The sequence below is a fragment of the Sediminibacterium roseum genome, assembly GCF_009939005.1.
GTDB classification, from domain to species: domain Bacteria; phylum Bacteroidota; class Bacteroidia; order Chitinophagales; family Chitinophagaceae; genus Sediminibacterium; species Sediminibacterium roseum.
This window is the reverse complement of sequence record NZ_JAACJS010000002.1, coordinates 1,012,188-1,028,713: the sequence shown is the minus strand read 5'-3', so window position 1 is coordinate 1,028,713 and position 16,526 is coordinate 1,012,188. Positions and strand designations below refer to the sequence as shown.

Here is a 16,526-nt window from a genome sequence, read left to right as displayed (position 1 = left end):
AGACTATAGATTTTTGAGTGCTTGTTTAATGATATCTTCCAATGATGCGTTGTCTCCCAGTGCCGCGGTTGTTTTCTTCACCGCCTGTTCTGCCATGGCCCGTCCAATACCGAGTGCGATGAGCGCGGTAACTGCGTCTGCATCCACCGCCGGGAAGCCGGCCACTGCAACGGCGGAATCGAGCGGATGTTTGCCGAGCTTGTCCCTGAGCTCCACGATCAACCGTTCCGCCGATTTCTTTCCTATCCCTTTGATCGCTTCCAGCTGCTTTGTGTTGCCTTGAACGATGGCGCGGGCGATCTCGTCGGGTTTCATACCTGACAACATCATCCTCGCCGTTGCTGCACCTACGCCTGAAACGCTGATGAGGTGAAGGAACATCTCTTTTTCCGCTATTTCCGCAAAGCCAAACAAGGTCTGGGCATTTTCGGTGATGTGCAGATAAGTAAAGAGCTGGCCGCTGTCTTTGTTAACGATGGAAGAATAGGTGTTGAGGCTCACCTGCAACTCATATCCTACCCCGTTCACATCCACCACAATGCGGGCGGGCGTTTTTACAGCAAAATGTCCTCTTACAAAAGCGATCATACCGGCGTCAAAAATATGTGAAAAACCGGTGTCAGCCGCAGTCTGGCACGAAATAAAACGCCTGTTTTTTTGCCGGCTCCCGGGAACAGGCTTGATTTAGGGGGGATTTTGCCCCGATATGGGGAAACAACGGAACGGCCGGTGTAAAAAACCCTAAACCCCGGCGAATCCTTTGCCCCGGCCATTTTTGTCGGTTTAACCGGCTTACCCCCTTCCCTTCGGTTCAAATTCCGAAAACAAAATGTTATAGCTTTGCGCCAATCAAAAATCTGTATGAGTAAAATTACGGCAGCTATTACAGCAGTAGGAGGATATGTTCCCGAGACGAAACTTACGAATTTTGACCTGGAGAAGATGGTCGATACGAACGATGAATGGATCCGCACCCGCACCGGCATCTCCGAGCGGCGGATCCTGAAAGAACCCGGCAAAGCGAGCAGCGATATGGCCGTTCCGGCTGTGCAGGAATTATTGCGCAAAAAGGGCCTCGACCCGAAAGACATCGACTGCCTCATCTGCGCCACGGTTACCCCGGATATGGTCTTTCCCGCCACCGCGAACATCATCTGCGATAAACTTGGCGCCACCAACGCGTGGGGTTACGACATGAGCGCCGCCTGCAGCGGTTTCCTGTTTGCCCTTACCACGGGCGCCATGTACATAGAAAGCGGCCGCTACAAAAAAGTGGTGGTAGTGGGCGTTGATAAGATGAGCGCGATCGTGGATTATACCGACCGCGCCACCTGCATCATTTTTGGCGATGGCGCCGGGGCGGTATTGCTCGAGCCTTCGGTGGATGAGAACGGTATCAAAGACAGCATACTCAGAACCGACGGCAGCGGCCGCCAATACCTGCACATGAAAGCCGGTGGCTCATTGAAACCCGCTACAGTGGAAACGGTTCTTGCCAAAGAACATTTTGCTTACCAGGAGGGCCAGCCCGTTTTCAAATTTGCCGTAAAAGGAATGGCAGATGTGAGCGCGGAACTGCTTGAAAAGAACAACCTGACCGGCACCGACATCGCCTGGCTCGTACCGCACCAGGCCAATCTCCGCATTATAGATGCCACCGCCAGCCGCATGGGTCTGCCGATGGAAAAAGTAATGATCAACATCCAGAAATTTGGCAATACCACGGCCGCCACCATTCCCCTTTGCCTGTGGGAATGGGAGAGCCAGCTGAAAAAGGGCGATAATATTGTGCTGGCCGCATTTGGAGGTGGTTTTACCTGGGGCGCCACCTGGGTTAAATGGGCCTATTGATTGTAACAGCCTTCCCTGCGTTTGGGTTACCAACCCCGGAGCCTCAGCGCAGGGAACTTTCTAACTCCTGGCATACAGGATATAATCTACCTGGGGTATCTTTTCAATACCTGCCTGTCTCAACATCGTAACCAATTGCCCGCGGTGGTAGCTGCCATGGTTGGCGAGGTGTAGAACGATTTCTTTCACCGCCTGCGCAAAAACATCTCCTTTCATGGTTTTGTAGGGCAGGATCTCTTCAAGGTCGGCTTCCGAAGCCTGTTCTATCCAGTCGATCCATTTCTGGTTGGATTGAAGCAGCCCTTTTTCAATATCGTTCATGTTTGGATGGAATGTAAGGCTCGGCACAATGATCTCTTCTTCTCTCCGGAGCCGCTGCCACCAGATCGTGTTCGCATCCCATATGTGAAGCAATGTTTTGTGAATAGACGGGAAACTGCTTACGATGCTTTGGTGCCGCTGCTCGTCGGTGAGCGAGGTAATTACCGGTAACAATCTTTCATTTGCCCAGTACTCATATTTGGTGAACGAGGTTAGTAATTGCTTCATGTTTAGTTTTACTTTTGGAGAAGGCCGTTGCGCCGATAAAATCGATCAACCAAAAATAATGAATAAAAAATTCCCGCTTACCGGCATCGGCTCCGTGGCAATACACGCTTCAGGACAACAGAACGCAGACTATGCTCACCTTACGCCCATTTATGCAAGCTCCACCTTTACCTTCGATTCTGCGCTACAGGGCAGCGAGCGATTTGCAGGGGCCGATAAAACAAAGATCTACAGCCGCTGGGGCAACCCCACTTTCACCACCGCAGAAGAAACCATCGCGGCGCTTGAAACATTCGGCATCAGCGATGCCGGTGGCGAACCATTACAGGTAAAGGCATTGCTGCATGCGAGTGGGCAAGCGGCCATGACAACCCTGTTTCTCAGCACACTTAAATCGGGCGATACGGTTCTCTCCCATTTTTCCCTGTATGGCGGAACGCAGGAGTTGCTGCAGAAAGTTTTGGCGGAGATGGGTGTTCATACCACCATTATCGATATGCGCGACCTAAACCTTGTTGAAGACACGCTGAAAAAAGATCCATCGATCAAACTCGTGCACATAGAAACGCCGGCCAACCCAACCATCCAGTGTGTGGATATCGATGCGGTTACAAAACTCGCCAAACAACAGGGCCTTACCGTTTCAGTTGACAACACCTTTGCAACGCCTTACCTGCAGCAACCCTTTAAATACGGGGTGGATTTTGTTTTTCATTCCACTACGAAATTCCTGAACGGACATGGAACTGCTATTGGTGGTGTACTGCTGGGGAAGGATCTTGAATTCATGCGCACGCGTGTATGGAAATGGCACGCTTTGCTGGGCGGCAACAGCAACCCGTTCGATGCGTTCCTGCTTACACAAGGGATGAAAACCCTGGAGCTGCGTATGGAAAGACATTGTGAGAACGCAGTAAAAGTGGCAGAATTTCTTTCGGCGCATCCAAAGATCGCACATGTAAATTTCAATGGGTTAGCATCACATCCTGATCATGCCGTAACAAAAAAACAAATGCGGCACGGGGGCGCCCTGATGAGTTATGAACTGAAAGGCGGACTGGACGCGGGACGCCGTTTTATAGACGCACTGCAGATGTGTGTACGCGCCGTATCACTGGGAACGGTTGACACATTGATCTCACATCCTGCAACGATGAGCCATTTCGGGTTGAAACGCGAAGAACGGATCCGTTATGGCATCACAGACGGATTGATACGGATGAGTGTGGGGATTGAAAACATTGCCGATATCCTGAACGATCTTGACAATGCGCTGAAAGCGTAATCCGAAAGCTTTTTGATAAACGTCACGCGCTGATGGTTTGTGATGCACTTGTAACATCTGCCGGTCACCTTTACTTTTACAACTCACGGTCCACCTAAAATAACCACTATGCTCCGCCGCATCTCCTGTTTTGTTTTGCTTGCTTGTTTGCTTTTTTCATGCAGCAGCAAAAAATACGATACCATTATCCGCAATGGATTGGTGTACGATGGCAATGGCGGCGCGCCTTTCAGGGCCGATGTTGCGATCAGGAATGACACCATCGCCTTTATCGGCGATCTTTCAAAGGAAACATCTGCCAAACACGAGATCGATGCCAGGGGAATGGCCGTTACGCCGGGCTTCATCAATATGTTGAGCTGGTCGCCGGTTACCCTGATCGAAGATGGAAATTCGCAGGGCGAAATAAGAGAGGGCGTTACGCTGGAAGTGTTTGGCGAAGGCGAAAGCATGGGTCCGTTGAATGCGAAAATGAAAAAAGAGATGCAGGACGACCAATCCGTTTACCGGTTCCTGGTGAACTGGAACACGCTGGGCGAATACATGCGTTCGATGGAAAAGCGAGGCATCAGCTGCAACATCGCTTCGTTGGTTGGCGCTACAACGGTGCGCATAAACGTGGTGGGCGAAGAGAACCGCGACCCTACGCCTGCAGAAATGGAACAGATGAAGCGGCTCGTAAAACAGGCAATGGAAGAAGGCGCACTCGGTGTTGGCTCTTCGTTGATCTATCCACCCGCATTCTTTGCAAAAACAAACGAGCTCATCGAGCTTTGCAAAGCCGCTGCCCCTTACGATGGCGTGTACCTTTCACACCTGCGCAGCGAAGGAAACAAATTGCACGAGGCGGTGGAAGAACTCATCACCATTGCAAAAGAAGCAAAAGTGCATGGAGAGATCTACCACCTCAAAGCGGTGGGCAAGGATAATTTTTCCAAAATGGACAGCGTGATCAAACGGATCGAACGCGCGAGAAAAGAAGGCATCGATATTTCCGCCAACATGTATACCTATACGGCAGGTGCAACCGGGTTAACAGCCGGGCTCCCGCCTTCGGTACAGGCAGGTGGTTTTGGAAAATTATGGGAACGTTTGCAGGATCATTTTATCCGCGAAGGAATGAAGAAGGCGATGCGGACCAATGCCACCGATTGGGAAAATTTATATTATGGCGCCGGCTCGCCCGAAAATGTGTTGCTACTCGGTTTCAGAAGAGACTCGCTGTATAAATACACCGGGAAAACGCTGGCAGAAGTGGCGCGCATACGAAACACGACACCTGAAGATGCTGCGATAGACCTGATCATACAAGACAGCAGCCGCATAGAAGTTGCGTTCTTTATGATCAACGAAGACAACATAAAAAAACAGGTCGCGTTGCCATGGACCAGCTTTGGGTCAGATGCAGGATCGATGGCCACGGCGGGAAATTTTCTCAAGCAAAGCTCACACCCGCGCGCCTACGGAAATTTTACAAGGGTGATCGGCAAGTACACGCGCGATGAAAAAATAATTACGCTGGCCAACGCCATTTACAAGCTTACAAAACTTCCAGCAACCAACCTCCATCTTCAGAAAAGAGGGGAACTGAAAGTGGGAAACTACGCAGACGTACTCGTTTTCGATCCCGCAAAAATGCAGGACCATGCAACTTACCAAAACCCGCACCAGTACTCAACCGGAATGGTACACGTATTTGTAAACGGGAAACAGGTGTTGAAAGACGGCACACACACCGGGGCAAAACCAGGACGGTTTGTGAAAGGAAGAAAAGCGGCATGAACAGCCATGCATGAATAAACAATATTGAATTGACCATAGAACGCGCGTTGATCCTGCCGCGTTTATCAAACACACAAAGACCATGGAAGTAAAGATCAGAAGGGCCGTTAAAGAAGATTGCAGGCGCCTGCTTGAACTGATACAGGAGCTGGCCGATTATGAAAAAGCGCCTGAAGAAGTAACCGTTACACTCTCGCATTTCGAAGAAAGCGGCTTTGGCGAAAAGCCCGTGTGGTGGGGGTTCGTGGCCGAGATCAATGGCCGTGTGGAAGGAATGGCACTGTACTACATCCGTTACAGCACGTGGAAGGGGCAGTGTCTTTACCTCGAAGATTTTTTGGTTACCGAAAAATTACGCGGCAAGGGCGCAGGAAAATTATTGTTTGACAGGATCATCCAGGAAACAAAAGACAAAGGCTACACCAGGATGGTATGGCAGGTGCTCGACTGGAACGAACCTGCGATCAATTTCTACAAAAAATACAATGCAACACTCGACCCGGGATGGATCAATGGCATTTTGGATCTTTAAAAGCAACCCGCAAAATACAAAGGGCCGGGTGCAGTACCCGGCCCTTTCAAAAGCCCGCGTTGGTTATGGCTCACTGTTAACTTACACCGGCAACCACCGCTTCTTTAAAAATTTTCTGTACCAATCCCTGTAATACTTTTCCCGGGCCGCATTCAGTGAAATCAGTTGCGCCGTCTGCTGCCATGGCCTGAACGCTTTGTGTCCATCTTACGGCGCCGGTCAGCTGGTCGATCAGGTTCTTTTTTATTTCACCGGGATCGGAAACGGCTTTGGCAACCACGTTCTGGTAAACGGGGCAGCTGGCATTGTTGAAATGCGTGGCCTCAATGGCAGCAGCAAGTTCTTCTTTTGCAGGCGCCATCAAAGGAGAATGAAATGCACCGCCAACAGGCAATACAAGCGCGCGTTTGGCGCCGGCGGCTTTCATTTGTTCGCAGGCAATTTCAATGCCTTTGATGGAGCCGCTGATAACGAGTTGCCCCGGGCAATTGTAGTTTGCCGCAACAACCACTTCACCTGTTTCTGCAGACACTGCCGCACAGATCTCTTCCACTTTTTCATCGGCCAGTGCCAGTACTGCCGCCATGGTTGAAGGATTGAGCTCGCAGGCCTTCTGCATGGCTTTTGCCCTTATGCTTACGAGTTTCAATGCATCTTCAAACTGTAAAACATTGTTTGCAACAAGCGCAGAGAATTCGCCGAGCGAATGGCCGGCAACCATATCGGGTTTGGCATCGCCGATGGTTTTGAATGCGGCCACGGAGTGAAGGAACACGGCAGGCTGCGTTATGTTGGTTTGTTTTAATTCTTCATCCGTTCCGGAAAACATGGTGTCGCTGATGCGGAAGCCGAGTATTTCGTTCGCTCTTTCAAAAAGATCTTTCGCAACCGCGTTGTTCTCGTATAAATTTTTTCCCATTCCGCTGAACTGCGAGCCCTGACCGGGGAAAACATAGGCGTGTTTCATAGGCAATCTGTTGTTAAATGTATTTCAGAATTGAATGCTTGTTTGGGTTATGTTCGTTGTTGGTCAGGAGACCAACAAAGGCACAGTTTTGATGATTGGATGATGCATTGTTGTTCGTCAGGCGACCAACAACAGCACCTACCATTATTCCAGGTTCTTTGTGATCAGTTTGAGAAACTCACTGCGTGTTGTATTTTTCAAAAACTCCCCATCGAATGCGGATGTGGTGGTAACGGAATTCTGCTTGCCTACCCCCCGCATCATCATACACAAATGTTTGGCTTCGATCACCACTGCAACGCCAACGGGGTTCAGCGATTCCTTGATCGCTTCGAGTATCTGCGTGGTCAGCCTTTCCTGCACCTGCAGCCTGCGCGAGTAAACATCCACTACGCGCGCAAGTTTACTTAAGCCGGTGATCCAGCCATTTGGAATATACGCAATGTGCGCCTTTCCGAAGAAGGGTAGCATGTGGTGTTCGCACATAGAGTACAATTCAATATCTTTTACGATCACCATCTCGCTTACGTCTTCCTTGAATTTTGCCGATTCAATGATCGCTTTTGCATCGAGCTGGTAGCCTTGTGTAAGGTACTGCATTGCTTTTGCCATGCGCTCCGGCGTTTTGAGCAATCCTTCTCTTTGCGGATCCTCACCGAGCAATTCTATGGCGTGGTGGTAATCTTTGATCAGTCCTGCCGTAACGTCCTCATCGTATTTTTCAATCTTTGAATAGGCCATGTTCGTGTGTTGTTTTTTTATACGGGGTATTCTACAAAATTTCTTTCCGTTTCGTACAGCCGTACCTGCAGTTCCAGCTTTGCATCGAGCCTTGGCCTGAGCAGGTTGTAGATAACGATCGCAATGTTTTCTGCGGTAGGGTTGAGGTTTGCGAACTCGGCCGTGTCGAGGTTCAGGTTTTTGTGGTCGAACCGTTCCATCACTTCTTCTTTCACGAGATCGCTCAGTATTTTCAGATCGATCACGTATCCTGTTGCCGGGTCGGGTTCTCCCACCACCTTCACCACCAGGTCGTAATTATGGCCGTGGTAATTGGGATTGTTACAAAGACCAAATACTTCATCGTTCCGCTGGTCTGTCCACGCAGGGTTGTGCAGCCGGTGCGCTGCGTTGAAATGTTCCTTGCGGTAAACAGCTACTTTATTCATGGTATGGGTTTCAATAACGCCGCCGCCGGTACTTTGTTCGGCGGTTCAGTTAATCGCCAAAATATTCAACATAGATCCTTGCAGTCTCGTACAATTTAATACAATGCAGCTTCACATCTCCCGGCAAATGGGGCGCCAGCTGCTGCCAGATGGCGATCGCGAGGTTTTCGGTACTGCACATTTTGTCTTTCATAAAGTCAACATCCATGTTCAGGTTCTTATGATCCAGTTTATCGATCACATATTGTTTTACCAGTATGCTCAGCTTTTTCACATCAAATAAAAACCCTGTATCCGGGTTGGGCTCGCCCTTGATCGTAACAAAAAGATCGTAATTGTGTCCATGCCAGTTCTCATTGGCACATACCCCGAATACGGCCTCGTTCTGCTCCTTGCTCCATTTTGGGTTAAAGAGTTTATGCGCCGCATTAAAGTGTTCCTGTCTAGTTAAATACACCATTCTCCACCAAAAATTTCCGCAAAGGTAGGTTTTTTGACGGTGAGTTTCAGCCTTTGGATTCGCGCCTTCAGCTGTAGATCGTGCTCATTTTACAGGTTTTTTTTTGAAAATTATCGGGCAGTCGGGTAAAAAAAGCGGGCAGTCCCTACCCCCGGCTTGCAACTAACGGCTAAAAGCTACCTTTGCCCTATGCGAGTAATCATCACCGCCGCAACCGTTGGCGAATGGATGCCGGCCTTCCTGGCGATCGACAAGCTGTATACCGGCGAGAGCGACCGCCTCAGGGTGCAGTTTCACCAAAGCGGCATCGGTATGCTGGGCAGTTCCTATGCGCTTTCCAAAATGATCTTCGAAGACAGGCCCGACCTGGTGATCCAGGCTGGTATTGCCGGCTGCTTCGATCAAAGCGCGCCGCTCGGGAAAGTGGTTGCGGTTAAAGAGGAAATGCTGGGCGATGTTGGAGTGATGGAAGACGGGAAATGGAAAGACATCTTCGACCTCAAACTCGAGAAAAGCAGCTACCCTCCTTTTGAAAGAAGAAGGTTGCCGAACCCGTGGCTCGGTAAATTCAATCTTTTGAAACTGCCCGAAGTGGCCGCCATAACGATCAACGAAATAACAACCGATAAAGAAAGGATCCAGCAACTCATCAAAAAATACGACCCCTTCATCGAAAGTATGGAAGGCGCCGCGCTGCATTATGTATGCCGGCAGGCCAACATCCCTTTCCTGCAGATACGCGCCGTATCAAACTACATCGGCGAAAGAAACAAGGCCGACTGGAAAATAAAAGAAGCGATCGATAATCTTAACGAAGTACTGGTAAAATACGTGGACAGGCTTTACAAAATACGATGAACAAACTACCATCAACGTTGAATAAAGGCTGAATGATTAACTTTGCCTTTTCATTACGATTCAATATTCATCCCTCACCCCATGACCCTCTCACTCGGCTTTTCCCCCTGCCCCAACGACACTTTTATTTTTGATGCACTCGTCAATAAAAAGATCGACACACAGGGAATTGAGTTTGATGTAGTGCTTGAAGATGTGCAGACTTTGAACGATTGGGCGAAAGAAGGAAGACTGGATGTTTCCAAGATCAGCTACGGTGTGTTGCCGCTTGTATTGAGCGGGTATGTTGTTTTACACAGCGGCGGCGCATTGGGCAAAGGTGTTGGACCCTTGCTGATCACCAACAAGGAAAACTACGATAGGCTGGCAGCCGATCACTTCAAACTACAGGACGCATCTGTTGCCATTCCCGGCGTAAATACAACCGCGCACATGTTGTTTTCACTTGCATTCCCGGAAGTGAAGAACAAAACGTTCATGGTGTTTCATGAGATTGAGAACGCGGTATTGAGTGGCAAGGCGGATGCGGGAGTGATCATCCATGAAAACCGTTTCACCTACCACGACAAAGGATTGATCAAGATCATCGATCTCGGAGCTTATTGGGAAGAAACCGTAAAAGTACCGATACCACTGGGCGGCATAGTGATGAAGCGTTCCTTCGACCCATCACTCCAACAAACCGTCGATACCCTCATCAGGCAAAGCGTATCGTATGCATTTGAGCATTATCCTGAGCTGACTGATTACATCCGCATGCATTCGCAGGAAATGAGCGAACAGGTTATGCGGCAGCACATCGATCTTTATGTAAACAATTATTCGGTTGAGCTTGGCAACGACGGCAAGTCCGCAGTAAAAAAATTACTGGATGTGTATACAGAACTCAACCACCACGCTTCTTTCGAAGGAAGTATCTTCCGTTGATGTGTCTTTATTAATAGACTATTATTTCAAAGCCTTTGCATACGTTTCCAGCGCCCGCTTCCTCGCTTCTTCGTGCACAACCATGGGCTGGGGATAAGTAAGCTCTTCAAACTCCGGCACCCATTTGCGGATGTACCGCAGATCCTTGTCGAATTTCTGCGTCTGCAATGCCGGGTTAAACACACGGAAATAAGGCGCCGCATCACACCCGCTGCCCGCGGCCCATTGCCAGCCGCCGTTGTTGGCGGCCAGGTCGTAGTCAAGCAATTTTTCAGCGAAATAGGCTTCGCCCCAGCGCCAGTCGATCAACAAATGCTTTGTAAGAAAAGACGCAGTGATCATGCGCACACGGTTGTGCATAAAACCGGTCGTATTCAGCTCGCGCATACCCGCATCAACGATCGGGTAGCCCGTGCTGCCCTCACACCACCGCCGGAACTCATTTTCATTATTGCGCCATTTGATGTTATCATACGCAGCTTTGAACGCATGCCCCTTACCCACTTTTGGAAAATGCCAAAGTATCATTTGGTAAAACTCGCGCCAGATGAGCTCGTTCAGGTAGGTCGCATTTAATTTTACGGCACGCGAGGCAAGCTGCCTTATGCTCACCGTTCCAAAACGGAGATGGACGCCTATGTGTGATGTGCCATGCGCTATCGAAGGAAAATCCCGCCGTTGCGTATAATTTTCAAGGATGGCATCAGGCACATCCGACGGTGGAAAATCTTCTTTGGCCGGCTTGAACCCGATCTCTTCCAAAGCAGGAACGGCAACCAGATCACGCCTGTAGAACCGGTCGTAATATTTTTCAACAGGATAGGCTTTCAAATAAAAAGGCTGCAGCCTGGCGCGCCATTTTTTTGCGTAGGGTGTAAAAACGGTGTAGGGCTTGCCATCGTCCTTAACCACCTCGTCTTTTTCAAAGATGACCTGGTCCTTATAGGTGTGAAAATCCGCTCCGTATTGTACGGCCATTTTTTCTATCGCACCATCCCTTTCCGTAGCATAAGGCTCATAGTCGTGGTTGGTGAAAATTTTTCCGACGGCATATTTCTCAAACAGTTTCCTGAACGATTCCTCCGGCGTTCCATGGCAAACCTCCAGGGAAGAACCCAGTGCGCTCAATTTGGATTGCATGGCTTGCAGCGCCTCATGAATGAACACGACACGGCGGTCTGACCTGTTCGCGAGTTGATCAAGGATGTTGCTATCGAAAATAAAAACCGGCAAAACCGGGGTATTGTTCTTCAATGCATGATACAGTGCGGCATTGTCGGTAAGACGCAGATCCCTTCTGAACCACATGATATTTACGACCGGCTTCATTTGTACGGGTTGATGAAAAGACGAAACAAGTTTGCCGCCCGAAAGTTTAGCGGTTTATGCGATTATTGTTTCCTTGTTTATCGGTTGACCGGCTGAAATGCATATTCGTTGAACAGTTTGTGGTGGAGGTGGGCGGCCAGGCTGTTGTCAAACCCATTTTCGCCCAGTTGTTTTACCCATTTGATGCCCTGTATGGCATTGGTTAAAAAGATCTCCGATGCCTGCAGCACATCTTCTATTTCCAGCTGTGTTTCTTCAACGGGTATGTTTTCCCTGCGCAGCAGCTGCAGCAGGTATTTGCGCATCACGCCACCCACGCAGCCTTCGGCCAGCGACGGTGTTTTGACAAGTCCGTCTTTCACAATAAAAATATTGGCGATGGTGGCATCTGCGATCCTGTCGAAAGAATTGAGCACAAAGGCCTCGTTCATTTTTTGTTCCTTCGCCCAAAGGGCAGCCATTGCATAAGCGAGGTAGTTATTGCTTTTGATATGCGAAAATCCATCACACGCCTTTCGTGCATCCTTGTAAATACCTGCAACCAACCCGTTCTCATTCAGTTTGTTTACGGAAGGATTCAGCGGCCACGACTGGATGATGTAGTGCGGGGCCTGGTCGTCCAGCTCATACAAACCACCCTCGCCACGAAACACGGTTAAGCGGATGCGTGCAAGCGACTGGTGTTTGTTTTTCTCGGCGATCTCCAGTACCTGCCTGCGCAGGTGATCGGGTGTAAAAAAAGAGGGGCGTTTGAAACGGAGCTGATCGAGGGAGGTAAATAATCTTTCGAAGTGAAGCGGTTCGAGAACGATCTGCCCGTTTTCCATTTTCATGGTCTCAAAAAAACCGTCGCCATAGCGGAACGACCTGTTATCCGGCGAGATCAGGGGAATGCCCGACTTGCGTATTTTACCATCGTGAATAAGGAACCCGTTTTCGTTCATGGAATAAAGGTATTTTAAGTTGTAGGTTGTAAGTGATAAGTAGTAAGTATTTTTGGAAAAAGGAGATACAGCCAACTGCTGTTTTCATTTAATCCCTATAATTTACCGCATGCAGATAATCGACATCATACGAACGCTCGAAGAAAAAGCACCGCCCTCGCTCCAGGAGGGTTATGATAATGCGGGATTGTTAACCGGCAACCCGGGCTGGGAATGCAAAGGCGTTCTATGCACCCTCGATGCAACCGAGGATGTGGTAATGGAGGCCCTGGACCGGGGCTGCAACCTGGTGGTGGCGCACCATCCCATCATTTTCGGGGGACTGAAAAAGATCAACGGTAAGAACTACGTGGAAAGGACCGTAATAGCCGCCATTAAAAACGATATCGCCATTTACGCCATCCATACCAACCTGGATAACGTGCTGGATGGGGTAAACGACCAGATCGCCGACCGGCTGGGGCTGGTCAACCGCAGGATCCTTTCCCCCAAACCCGGCCAACTGCTGAAATTGTTCACGTTTGCACCGGCCGATCAGGCTGAAAAAATCCGCGCCGCCCTTTTTGCCGCAGGTGCGGGAAACATCGGCAACTACAGCGAAGCAAGCTTTAATGCCGACGGAACGGGCACTTTCAGGGGAGGCGAAAACACCAGCCCATTTGTGGGCGAACCGGGTAAAAGGCACGAGGAGAAGGAAACAAAAATAGAGGTCATTTTACCCGTATACCGCCAGCCGGCCGTGCTAAAAGCACTTTTCGCGGCCCACCCGTATGAGGAGGTGGCCTACGACCTGGTTGCGCTTGCCAATGATTTTCAATCCGTTGGAAGCGGTTTGCTGGGCGATTTGCCGGAGGCTATGGACGAGAAAGGGTTTTTATATATGCTAAAAACCTCATTCGAGCTTGAACTGGTGCGGCACACCCCGCTGCGGGGCAAAAAGATCCGGAAAGTAGCGGTTTGCGGCGGCGCAGGGAGCTTTTTAACAACCAGGGCCATCGCGGCGGGCGCCGATGTGTACGTGACGGCCGACGTTAAATACCACGAATTTTTTGATGCAGACGGCCGGATGGTCCTGGCGGATATAGGCCACTGGGAAAGCGAACAATTTACCACTGGGCTTTTGGTTGAGCTTTTACAGGCTAAATTCCCTACCTTTGCCGTCCTCAAATCAGAAGTAAAAACCAACCCGGTTAACTACTTCATCGGTTGAGGAAGTTGGATCATGGATTGGTTTATTGGATCATTCGCTGACGGTTTGCTGGTTTTTCAATGACCCGCCACGATAACCCGGTAAACAGTGACCCAGCCACAAACAACAAACTACAAACAACAAATTAAAGTATGGCTTCAGTTAAAGATTTCTCTGTTGAAGAAAAACTGGTGACCCTTTTGAGGTTGCAGAAGATTGACAGCAAACTGGATGAGATCCAGATCCTGAAAGGTGAACTTCCGATGGAGGTGAGTGACCTTGAAGACGAAATTCAGGGTTTAACCGCCCGCCAGACGCGTATTGAAGAAGAGATCAATGGTATCACTGAATTTATTGAGGGAAAGAAAAACGCCATCAAAGAAAGTGAGGCCCTGAACGCGAAATACGAAAAACAAAGCGAGAACGTAAAAAACAACCGTGAGTTTGAAGCGATCAATAAAGAGATCGAGATGCAGCAACTCGAGATCAAACTGGCCGAAAAACACATCCGCGATGCGAACGAGGAGCTGACTGAAAAGATCAAGGCACTCGAGATCGCTAAAAAACAAGTGGGCGTGAAAGAAGGCGTTCTCAACCACAAAAAAGGCGAGCTCCAGAAGATCATCGCCGATACGGAAAAAGAAGAAACGCATTTCAACAAGGAAAGCAGTGACGCACGCAGTCACATAGACGAGCGCCTCCTGTACAGCTACGACCGCATCCGCAAGAGCTACCGCAATGGTTTGGCTGTTGTGCCTGTAGAAAGGGATGCCTGCGGAGGTTGCTTCAATTCGATTCCGCCACAGCGCCAGAGCGAGATCCGCCTGCACAAAAAGATCATCGTTTGCGAAAACTGCGGACGTATCCTGGTTGATGCAGACCTGAACGACAGCGTAGAAGCAAAATAAAAAACCGCTGGTGCTGCAAAGCCACAGCAAGATGGATATAAGATTAAAGGAGCGCAGTGCGCTCCTTTTCTTTTTTATCGTTTATTCTGATTTTTGTGTGATTTTTATAAAGCGGTCGGGTTGATCCCGGCTGGCACAATAATTTAGTTCATGCTGCAATTCCTGTCACATCATAAAAACAACAAGATCAGAACCCCGTTCCTAATAACCGTATTGCTTTTGAGCTGCTTTTCTGTAAGCGCCCAGAAAGTATTTGAATTCAATTCTACCTGCCAGCAGGCCTACCAGGAGATCACCAGGCTGAAGATCAACAACGGGCTGGCCCTGGTGCAGAAAGCGAGGGAGCAGAACCCGGACAACCTCATTCCCGAACTACTGGAAAGTTATGTTGACTTCTATGTTCTGTTTCTCAACGAGGATCCAAAGGAATATGCGGTGCGGTACCCGAAATTCCTCGAGCGCATCAATTTGATTTCCGAAGGCCCGAAAAGCTCACCGTTTTATTATTACTGCCTGAGCATGGTGCGTGTGCACAAAGCCGCATCGGCCATAAAGTTTGGGAAGATGTGGGATGCGGGCTGGGATTTTAAAAGGGCGTATTCGCTCATCAAGGACAACAAAAAACAGTTTCCCACTTTTGGCCCGAACGACCTGATCTATGGCTCCCTGCAGGCCGTTACCGGAACCATTCCGAAAGGATACAAATGGCTCGCGAGCATTTTTGGGATGAAAGGATCGCTTACCGAAGGCATGAAAACCGTGCGTGGGTTTATGAACAGCAACGACCCCTGGGCGCGCGTGTTCTTTAACGAAGCGGCATTCATCTATCCTTACCTCATGTTCTACATCGAGAACAAAAAAGAAGAGGCGCTGGCCTTTACGCAGCAACGCAGGCTCGACCTGGTAAACAACCACCTGCACGCTTACATGGCGGCCAATCTTGGCATCAACAACAAACAATCGGAATACGCAGAGAGTGTGATACTGGCAAGAAACAAATCGCCCGAATATTTACGAACAGGTGTATGGGATTTTGAACTCGGGTTCACAAGGCTCTACCACCTCGAAACACAGGAGGCGGCAAAAAACCTGGAAGCGTTCGTCAATAATTTCAAAGGAAAATTTTACCTGAAAGATGCGTACCAGAAACTAAGCTGGTGCTATTACCTGCAGGGCAACATGGCAAAAGCGGAAGAGGCGCGCGCCAACGTGATCAAAAAAGGAGCCACGGATGCAGATGCAGACAAGCAGGCGCTGAAAGATGCCAAATCGGGCAAATGGCCCAATATGCTGCTGCTCAAAGCAAGGCTGCTGAGCGATGGCGGTTACAACAACGAAGCAACCGCATTGCTGCATGGCAAATCAGAAGATGATTTTCAGAAAGACGAAGAAAAATTAGAGTTCGCCTACCGCATGGCCAGGATCAACGACGATCTGGGAAGAAGCGACGAGGCGATCCGGAATTACCTGGTTGCCATCAACATCGGGCAGAACCGGAAAGAATATTTTGCTGCCCGTGCCGCATTACAGATCGGGCAGATCTACGAAAAGAAAGGACAGAAAGCGCTTGCGATCACTTATTACCAGAAATGCATCGATATGGAGGACCACGAGTACAAGAACTCCCTCGACCAGCGGGCAAAATCAGGGATCGCGCGGTGCAAAGGGGAATAAAATGAGGTTTCTCACCCGTATTTTTACAGTAAATTCTGCTTGCCTGAATTGAGCAACTAGATTAACTTTCACCCCCGATAAGGCCCATACACCAACAACCGA

The 16,526-nt window shown here is 49.3% G+C and carries 17 protein-coding genes; 9 read left to right on the top strand and 8 right to left on the bottom strand.

Annotation, left to right across the window (positions count from 1 at the left end; all coding sequences use genetic code 11):
• Nucleotides 1-3 precede the first annotated feature (3 nt).
• Entirely contained in the window at nucleotides 4-588 is a 585-nt protein-coding gene (gene ruvA, locus GWC95_RS04560; RefSeq protein ID WP_161817473.1) for a Holliday junction branch migration protein RuvA, read from the bottom strand.
• Nucleotides 589-861: 273 nt separating this feature from the next.
• On the opposite strand from ruvA, the gene GWC95_RS04555 reads away from it, so the two are divergent.
• Nucleotides 862-1,851 carry a beta-ketoacyl-ACP synthase III gene (locus GWC95_RS04555; protein WP_161817472.1) on the top strand — a complete coding sequence of 330 codons (990 nt, stop codon included), beginning with the start codon at nucleotides 862-864 and terminating at the stop codon, nucleotides 1,849-1,851.
• Nucleotides 1,852-1,911: 60 nt separating this feature from the next.
• Here the strand turns inward: GWC95_RS04555 and GWC95_RS04550 are convergent, their stop codons facing one another.
• Nucleotides 1,912-2,400, bottom strand: a complete 489-nt coding sequence (locus GWC95_RS04550; protein WP_161817471.1) for a DinB family protein — start codon at nucleotides 2,398-2,400, stop codon at nucleotides 1,912-1,914.
• A 58-nt stretch (nucleotides 2,401-2,458) separates the two neighbouring features.
• Here GWC95_RS04550 and GWC95_RS04545 point away from each other — a divergent pair, with 58 nt between their 5' ends.
• The 3 genes from GWC95_RS04545 to GWC95_RS04535 all read left to right on the top strand — a co-directional run bounded on the left by GWC95_RS04545 (nucleotide 2,459) and on the right by GWC95_RS04535 (nucleotide 5,999).
• The gene (locus tag GWC95_RS04545) at nucleotides 2,459-3,685 is read left to right on the top strand and encodes a trans-sulfuration enzyme family protein (RefSeq protein ID WP_161817470.1); all 1,227 of its coding nucleotides are present in this window, start codon (nucleotides 2,459-2,461) and stop codon (nucleotides 3,683-3,685) included.
• A 108-nt stretch (nucleotides 3,686-3,793) separates the two neighbouring features.
• Nucleotides 3,794-5,467: an N-acyl-D-amino-acid deacylase family protein gene (locus GWC95_RS04540; protein WP_161817469.1), complete on the top strand. Its 1,674-nt coding sequence runs from the start codon at nucleotides 3,794-3,796 to the stop codon at nucleotides 5,465-5,467.
• 82 nt (nucleotides 5,468-5,549) lie between these two features.
• Entirely contained in the window at nucleotides 5,550-5,999 is a 450-nt protein-coding gene (locus GWC95_RS04535) for a GNAT family N-acetyltransferase (protein ID WP_161817468.1), read from the top strand.
• A 76-nt stretch (nucleotides 6,000-6,075) separates the two neighbouring features.
• On the opposite strand, the gene fabD is transcribed toward GWC95_RS04535, so the two are convergent.
• The 4 genes from fabD to GWC95_RS04515 all read right to left on the bottom strand — a co-directional run bounded on the left by fabD (nucleotide 6,076) and on the right by GWC95_RS04515 (nucleotide 8,595).
• The gene (gene fabD / locus GWC95_RS04530) at nucleotides 6,076-6,966 is read right to left on the bottom strand and encodes an ACP S-malonyltransferase (RefSeq protein WP_161817467.1); all 891 of its coding nucleotides are present in this window, start codon (nucleotides 6,964-6,966) and stop codon (nucleotides 6,076-6,078) included.
• A 144-nt stretch (nucleotides 6,967-7,110) separates the two neighbouring features.
• Entirely contained in the window at nucleotides 7,111-7,707 is a 597-nt protein-coding gene (folE, locus tag GWC95_RS04525) for a GTP cyclohydrolase I FolE (protein ID WP_161817466.1), read from the bottom strand.
• Nucleotides 7,708-7,724: 17 nt separating this feature from the next.
• The gene (locus GWC95_RS04520; RefSeq protein WP_161817465.1) at nucleotides 7,725-8,135 is read right to left on the bottom strand and encodes a 6-pyruvoyl trahydropterin synthase family protein; all 411 of its coding nucleotides are present in this window, start codon (nucleotides 8,133-8,135) and stop codon (nucleotides 7,725-7,727) included.
• Between the two features lie 49 nt (nucleotides 8,136-8,184).
• The gene (locus GWC95_RS04515; protein WP_161817464.1) at nucleotides 8,185-8,595 is read right to left on the bottom strand and encodes a 6-pyruvoyl trahydropterin synthase family protein; all 411 of its coding nucleotides are present in this window, start codon (nucleotides 8,593-8,595) and stop codon (nucleotides 8,185-8,187) included.
• 189 nt (nucleotides 8,596-8,784) lie between these two features.
• Here GWC95_RS04515 and mqnB point away from each other — a divergent pair, with 189 nt between their 5' ends.
• Both mqnB and GWC95_RS04505 read left to right on the top strand, forming a co-directional pair.
• Nucleotides 8,785-9,453 (top strand): futalosine hydrolase, encoded by a 669-nt coding sequence (gene mqnB / locus GWC95_RS04510; protein WP_161817463.1) that lies wholly within the window; start codon nucleotides 8,785-8,787, stop codon nucleotides 9,451-9,453.
• 81 nt (nucleotides 9,454-9,534) lie between these two features.
• Nucleotides 9,535-10,380 carry a 1,4-dihydroxy-6-naphthoate synthase gene (locus tag GWC95_RS04505; RefSeq protein WP_161817462.1) on the top strand — a complete coding sequence of 282 codons (846 nt, stop codon included), beginning with the start codon at nucleotides 9,535-9,537 and terminating at the stop codon, nucleotides 10,378-10,380.
• Nucleotides 10,381-10,401: 21 nt separating this feature from the next.
• Here GWC95_RS04505 and GWC95_RS04500 read toward each other — a convergent pair whose 3' ends face one another.
• Nucleotides 10,402-11,709, bottom strand: coding sequence for a cryptochrome/photolyase family protein (locus tag GWC95_RS04500; protein ID WP_161817461.1), 1,308 nt, complete (start codon nucleotides 11,707-11,709; stop codon nucleotides 10,402-10,404).
• A gap of 77 nt (nucleotides 11,710-11,786) precedes the next feature.
• Nucleotides 11,787-12,653 carry an aminotransferase class IV gene (locus tag GWC95_RS04495; protein ID WP_161817460.1) on the bottom strand — a complete coding sequence of 289 codons (867 nt, stop codon included), beginning with the start codon at nucleotides 12,651-12,653 and terminating at the stop codon, nucleotides 11,787-11,789.
• A gap of 109 nt (nucleotides 12,654-12,762) precedes the next feature.
• On the opposite strand from GWC95_RS04495, the gene GWC95_RS04490 reads away from it, so the two are divergent.
• The 3 genes from GWC95_RS04490 to GWC95_RS04480 all read left to right on the top strand — a co-directional run bounded on the left by GWC95_RS04490 (nucleotide 12,763) and on the right by GWC95_RS04480 (nucleotide 16,424).
• Entirely contained in the window at nucleotides 12,763-13,863 is a 1,101-nt protein-coding gene (locus GWC95_RS04490) for a Nif3-like dinuclear metal center hexameric protein (RefSeq protein WP_161817459.1), read from the top strand.
• Between the two features lie 131 nt (nucleotides 13,864-13,994).
• Nucleotides 13,995-14,750, top strand: a complete 756-nt coding sequence (locus GWC95_RS04485) for a zinc ribbon domain-containing protein (RefSeq protein ID WP_161817458.1) — start codon at nucleotides 13,995-13,997, stop codon at nucleotides 14,748-14,750.
• A 219-nt stretch (nucleotides 14,751-14,969) separates the two neighbouring features.
• Nucleotides 14,970-16,424: a tetratricopeptide repeat protein gene (locus tag GWC95_RS04480; protein WP_237722052.1), complete on the top strand. Its 1,455-nt coding sequence runs from the start codon at nucleotides 14,970-14,972 to the stop codon at nucleotides 16,422-16,424.
• Nucleotides 16,425-16,526 lie beyond the last annotated feature (102 nt).

Excerpts from the sequence above, each read along its gene's own strand:
- GWC95_RS04540 (WP_161817469.1), top strand. The coding sequence starts at position 3,794 with ATGCTCCGCCGCATCTCCTGTTTTGTTTTGCTTGCTTGTTTGCTTTTT.
- GWC95_RS04550 (WP_161817471.1), bottom strand. The coding sequence starts at position 2,400 with ATGAAGCAATTACTAACCTCGTTCACCAAATATGAGTACTGGGCAAAT.
- folE (WP_161817466.1), bottom strand. The coding sequence starts at position 7,707 with ATGGCCTATTCAAAGATTGAAAAATACGATGAGGACGTTACGGCAGGA.
- GWC95_RS04545 (WP_161817470.1), top strand. The coding sequence starts at position 2,459 with ATGAATAAAAAATTCCCGCTTACCGGCATCGGCTCCGTGGCAATACAC.
- ruvA (WP_161817473.1), bottom strand. The coding sequence starts at position 588 with ATGATCGCTTTTGTAAGAGGACATTTTGCTGTAAAAACGCCCGCCCGC.
- GWC95_RS04505 (WP_161817462.1), top strand. The coding sequence starts at position 9,535 with ATGACCCTCTCACTCGGCTTTTCCCCCTGCCCCAACGACACTTTTATT.
- fabD (WP_161817467.1), bottom strand. The coding sequence starts at position 6,966 with ATGAAACACGCCTATGTTTTCCCCGGTCAGGGCTCGCAGTTCAGCGGA.
- mqnB (WP_161817463.1), top strand. The coding sequence starts at position 8,785 with ATGCGAGTAATCATCACCGCCGCAACCGTTGGCGAATGGATGCCGGCC.
- GWC95_RS04500 (WP_161817461.1), bottom strand. The coding sequence starts at position 11,709 with ATGAAGCCGGTCGTAAATATCATGTGGTTCAGAAGGGATCTGCGTCTT.
- GWC95_RS04515 (WP_161817464.1), bottom strand. The coding sequence starts at position 8,595 with ATGGTGTATTTAACTAGACAGGAACACTTTAATGCGGCGCATAAACTC.
- GWC95_RS04490 (WP_161817459.1), top strand. The coding sequence starts at position 12,763 with ATGCAGATAATCGACATCATACGAACGCTCGAAGAAAAAGCACCGCCC.
- GWC95_RS04555 (WP_161817472.1), top strand. The coding sequence starts at position 862 with ATGAGTAAAATTACGGCAGCTATTACAGCAGTAGGAGGATATGTTCCC.
- GWC95_RS04495 (WP_161817460.1), bottom strand. The coding sequence starts at position 12,653 with ATGAACGAAAACGGGTTCCTTATTCACGATGGTAAAATACGCAAGTCG.
- GWC95_RS04520 (WP_161817465.1), bottom strand. The coding sequence starts at position 8,135 with ATGAATAAAGTAGCTGTTTACCGCAAGGAACATTTCAACGCAGCGCAC.
- GWC95_RS04535 (WP_161817468.1), top strand. The coding sequence starts at position 5,550 with ATGGAAGTAAAGATCAGAAGGGCCGTTAAAGAAGATTGCAGGCGCCTG.
- GWC95_RS04485 (WP_161817458.1), top strand. The coding sequence starts at position 13,995 with ATGGCTTCAGTTAAAGATTTCTCTGTTGAAGAAAAACTGGTGACCCTT.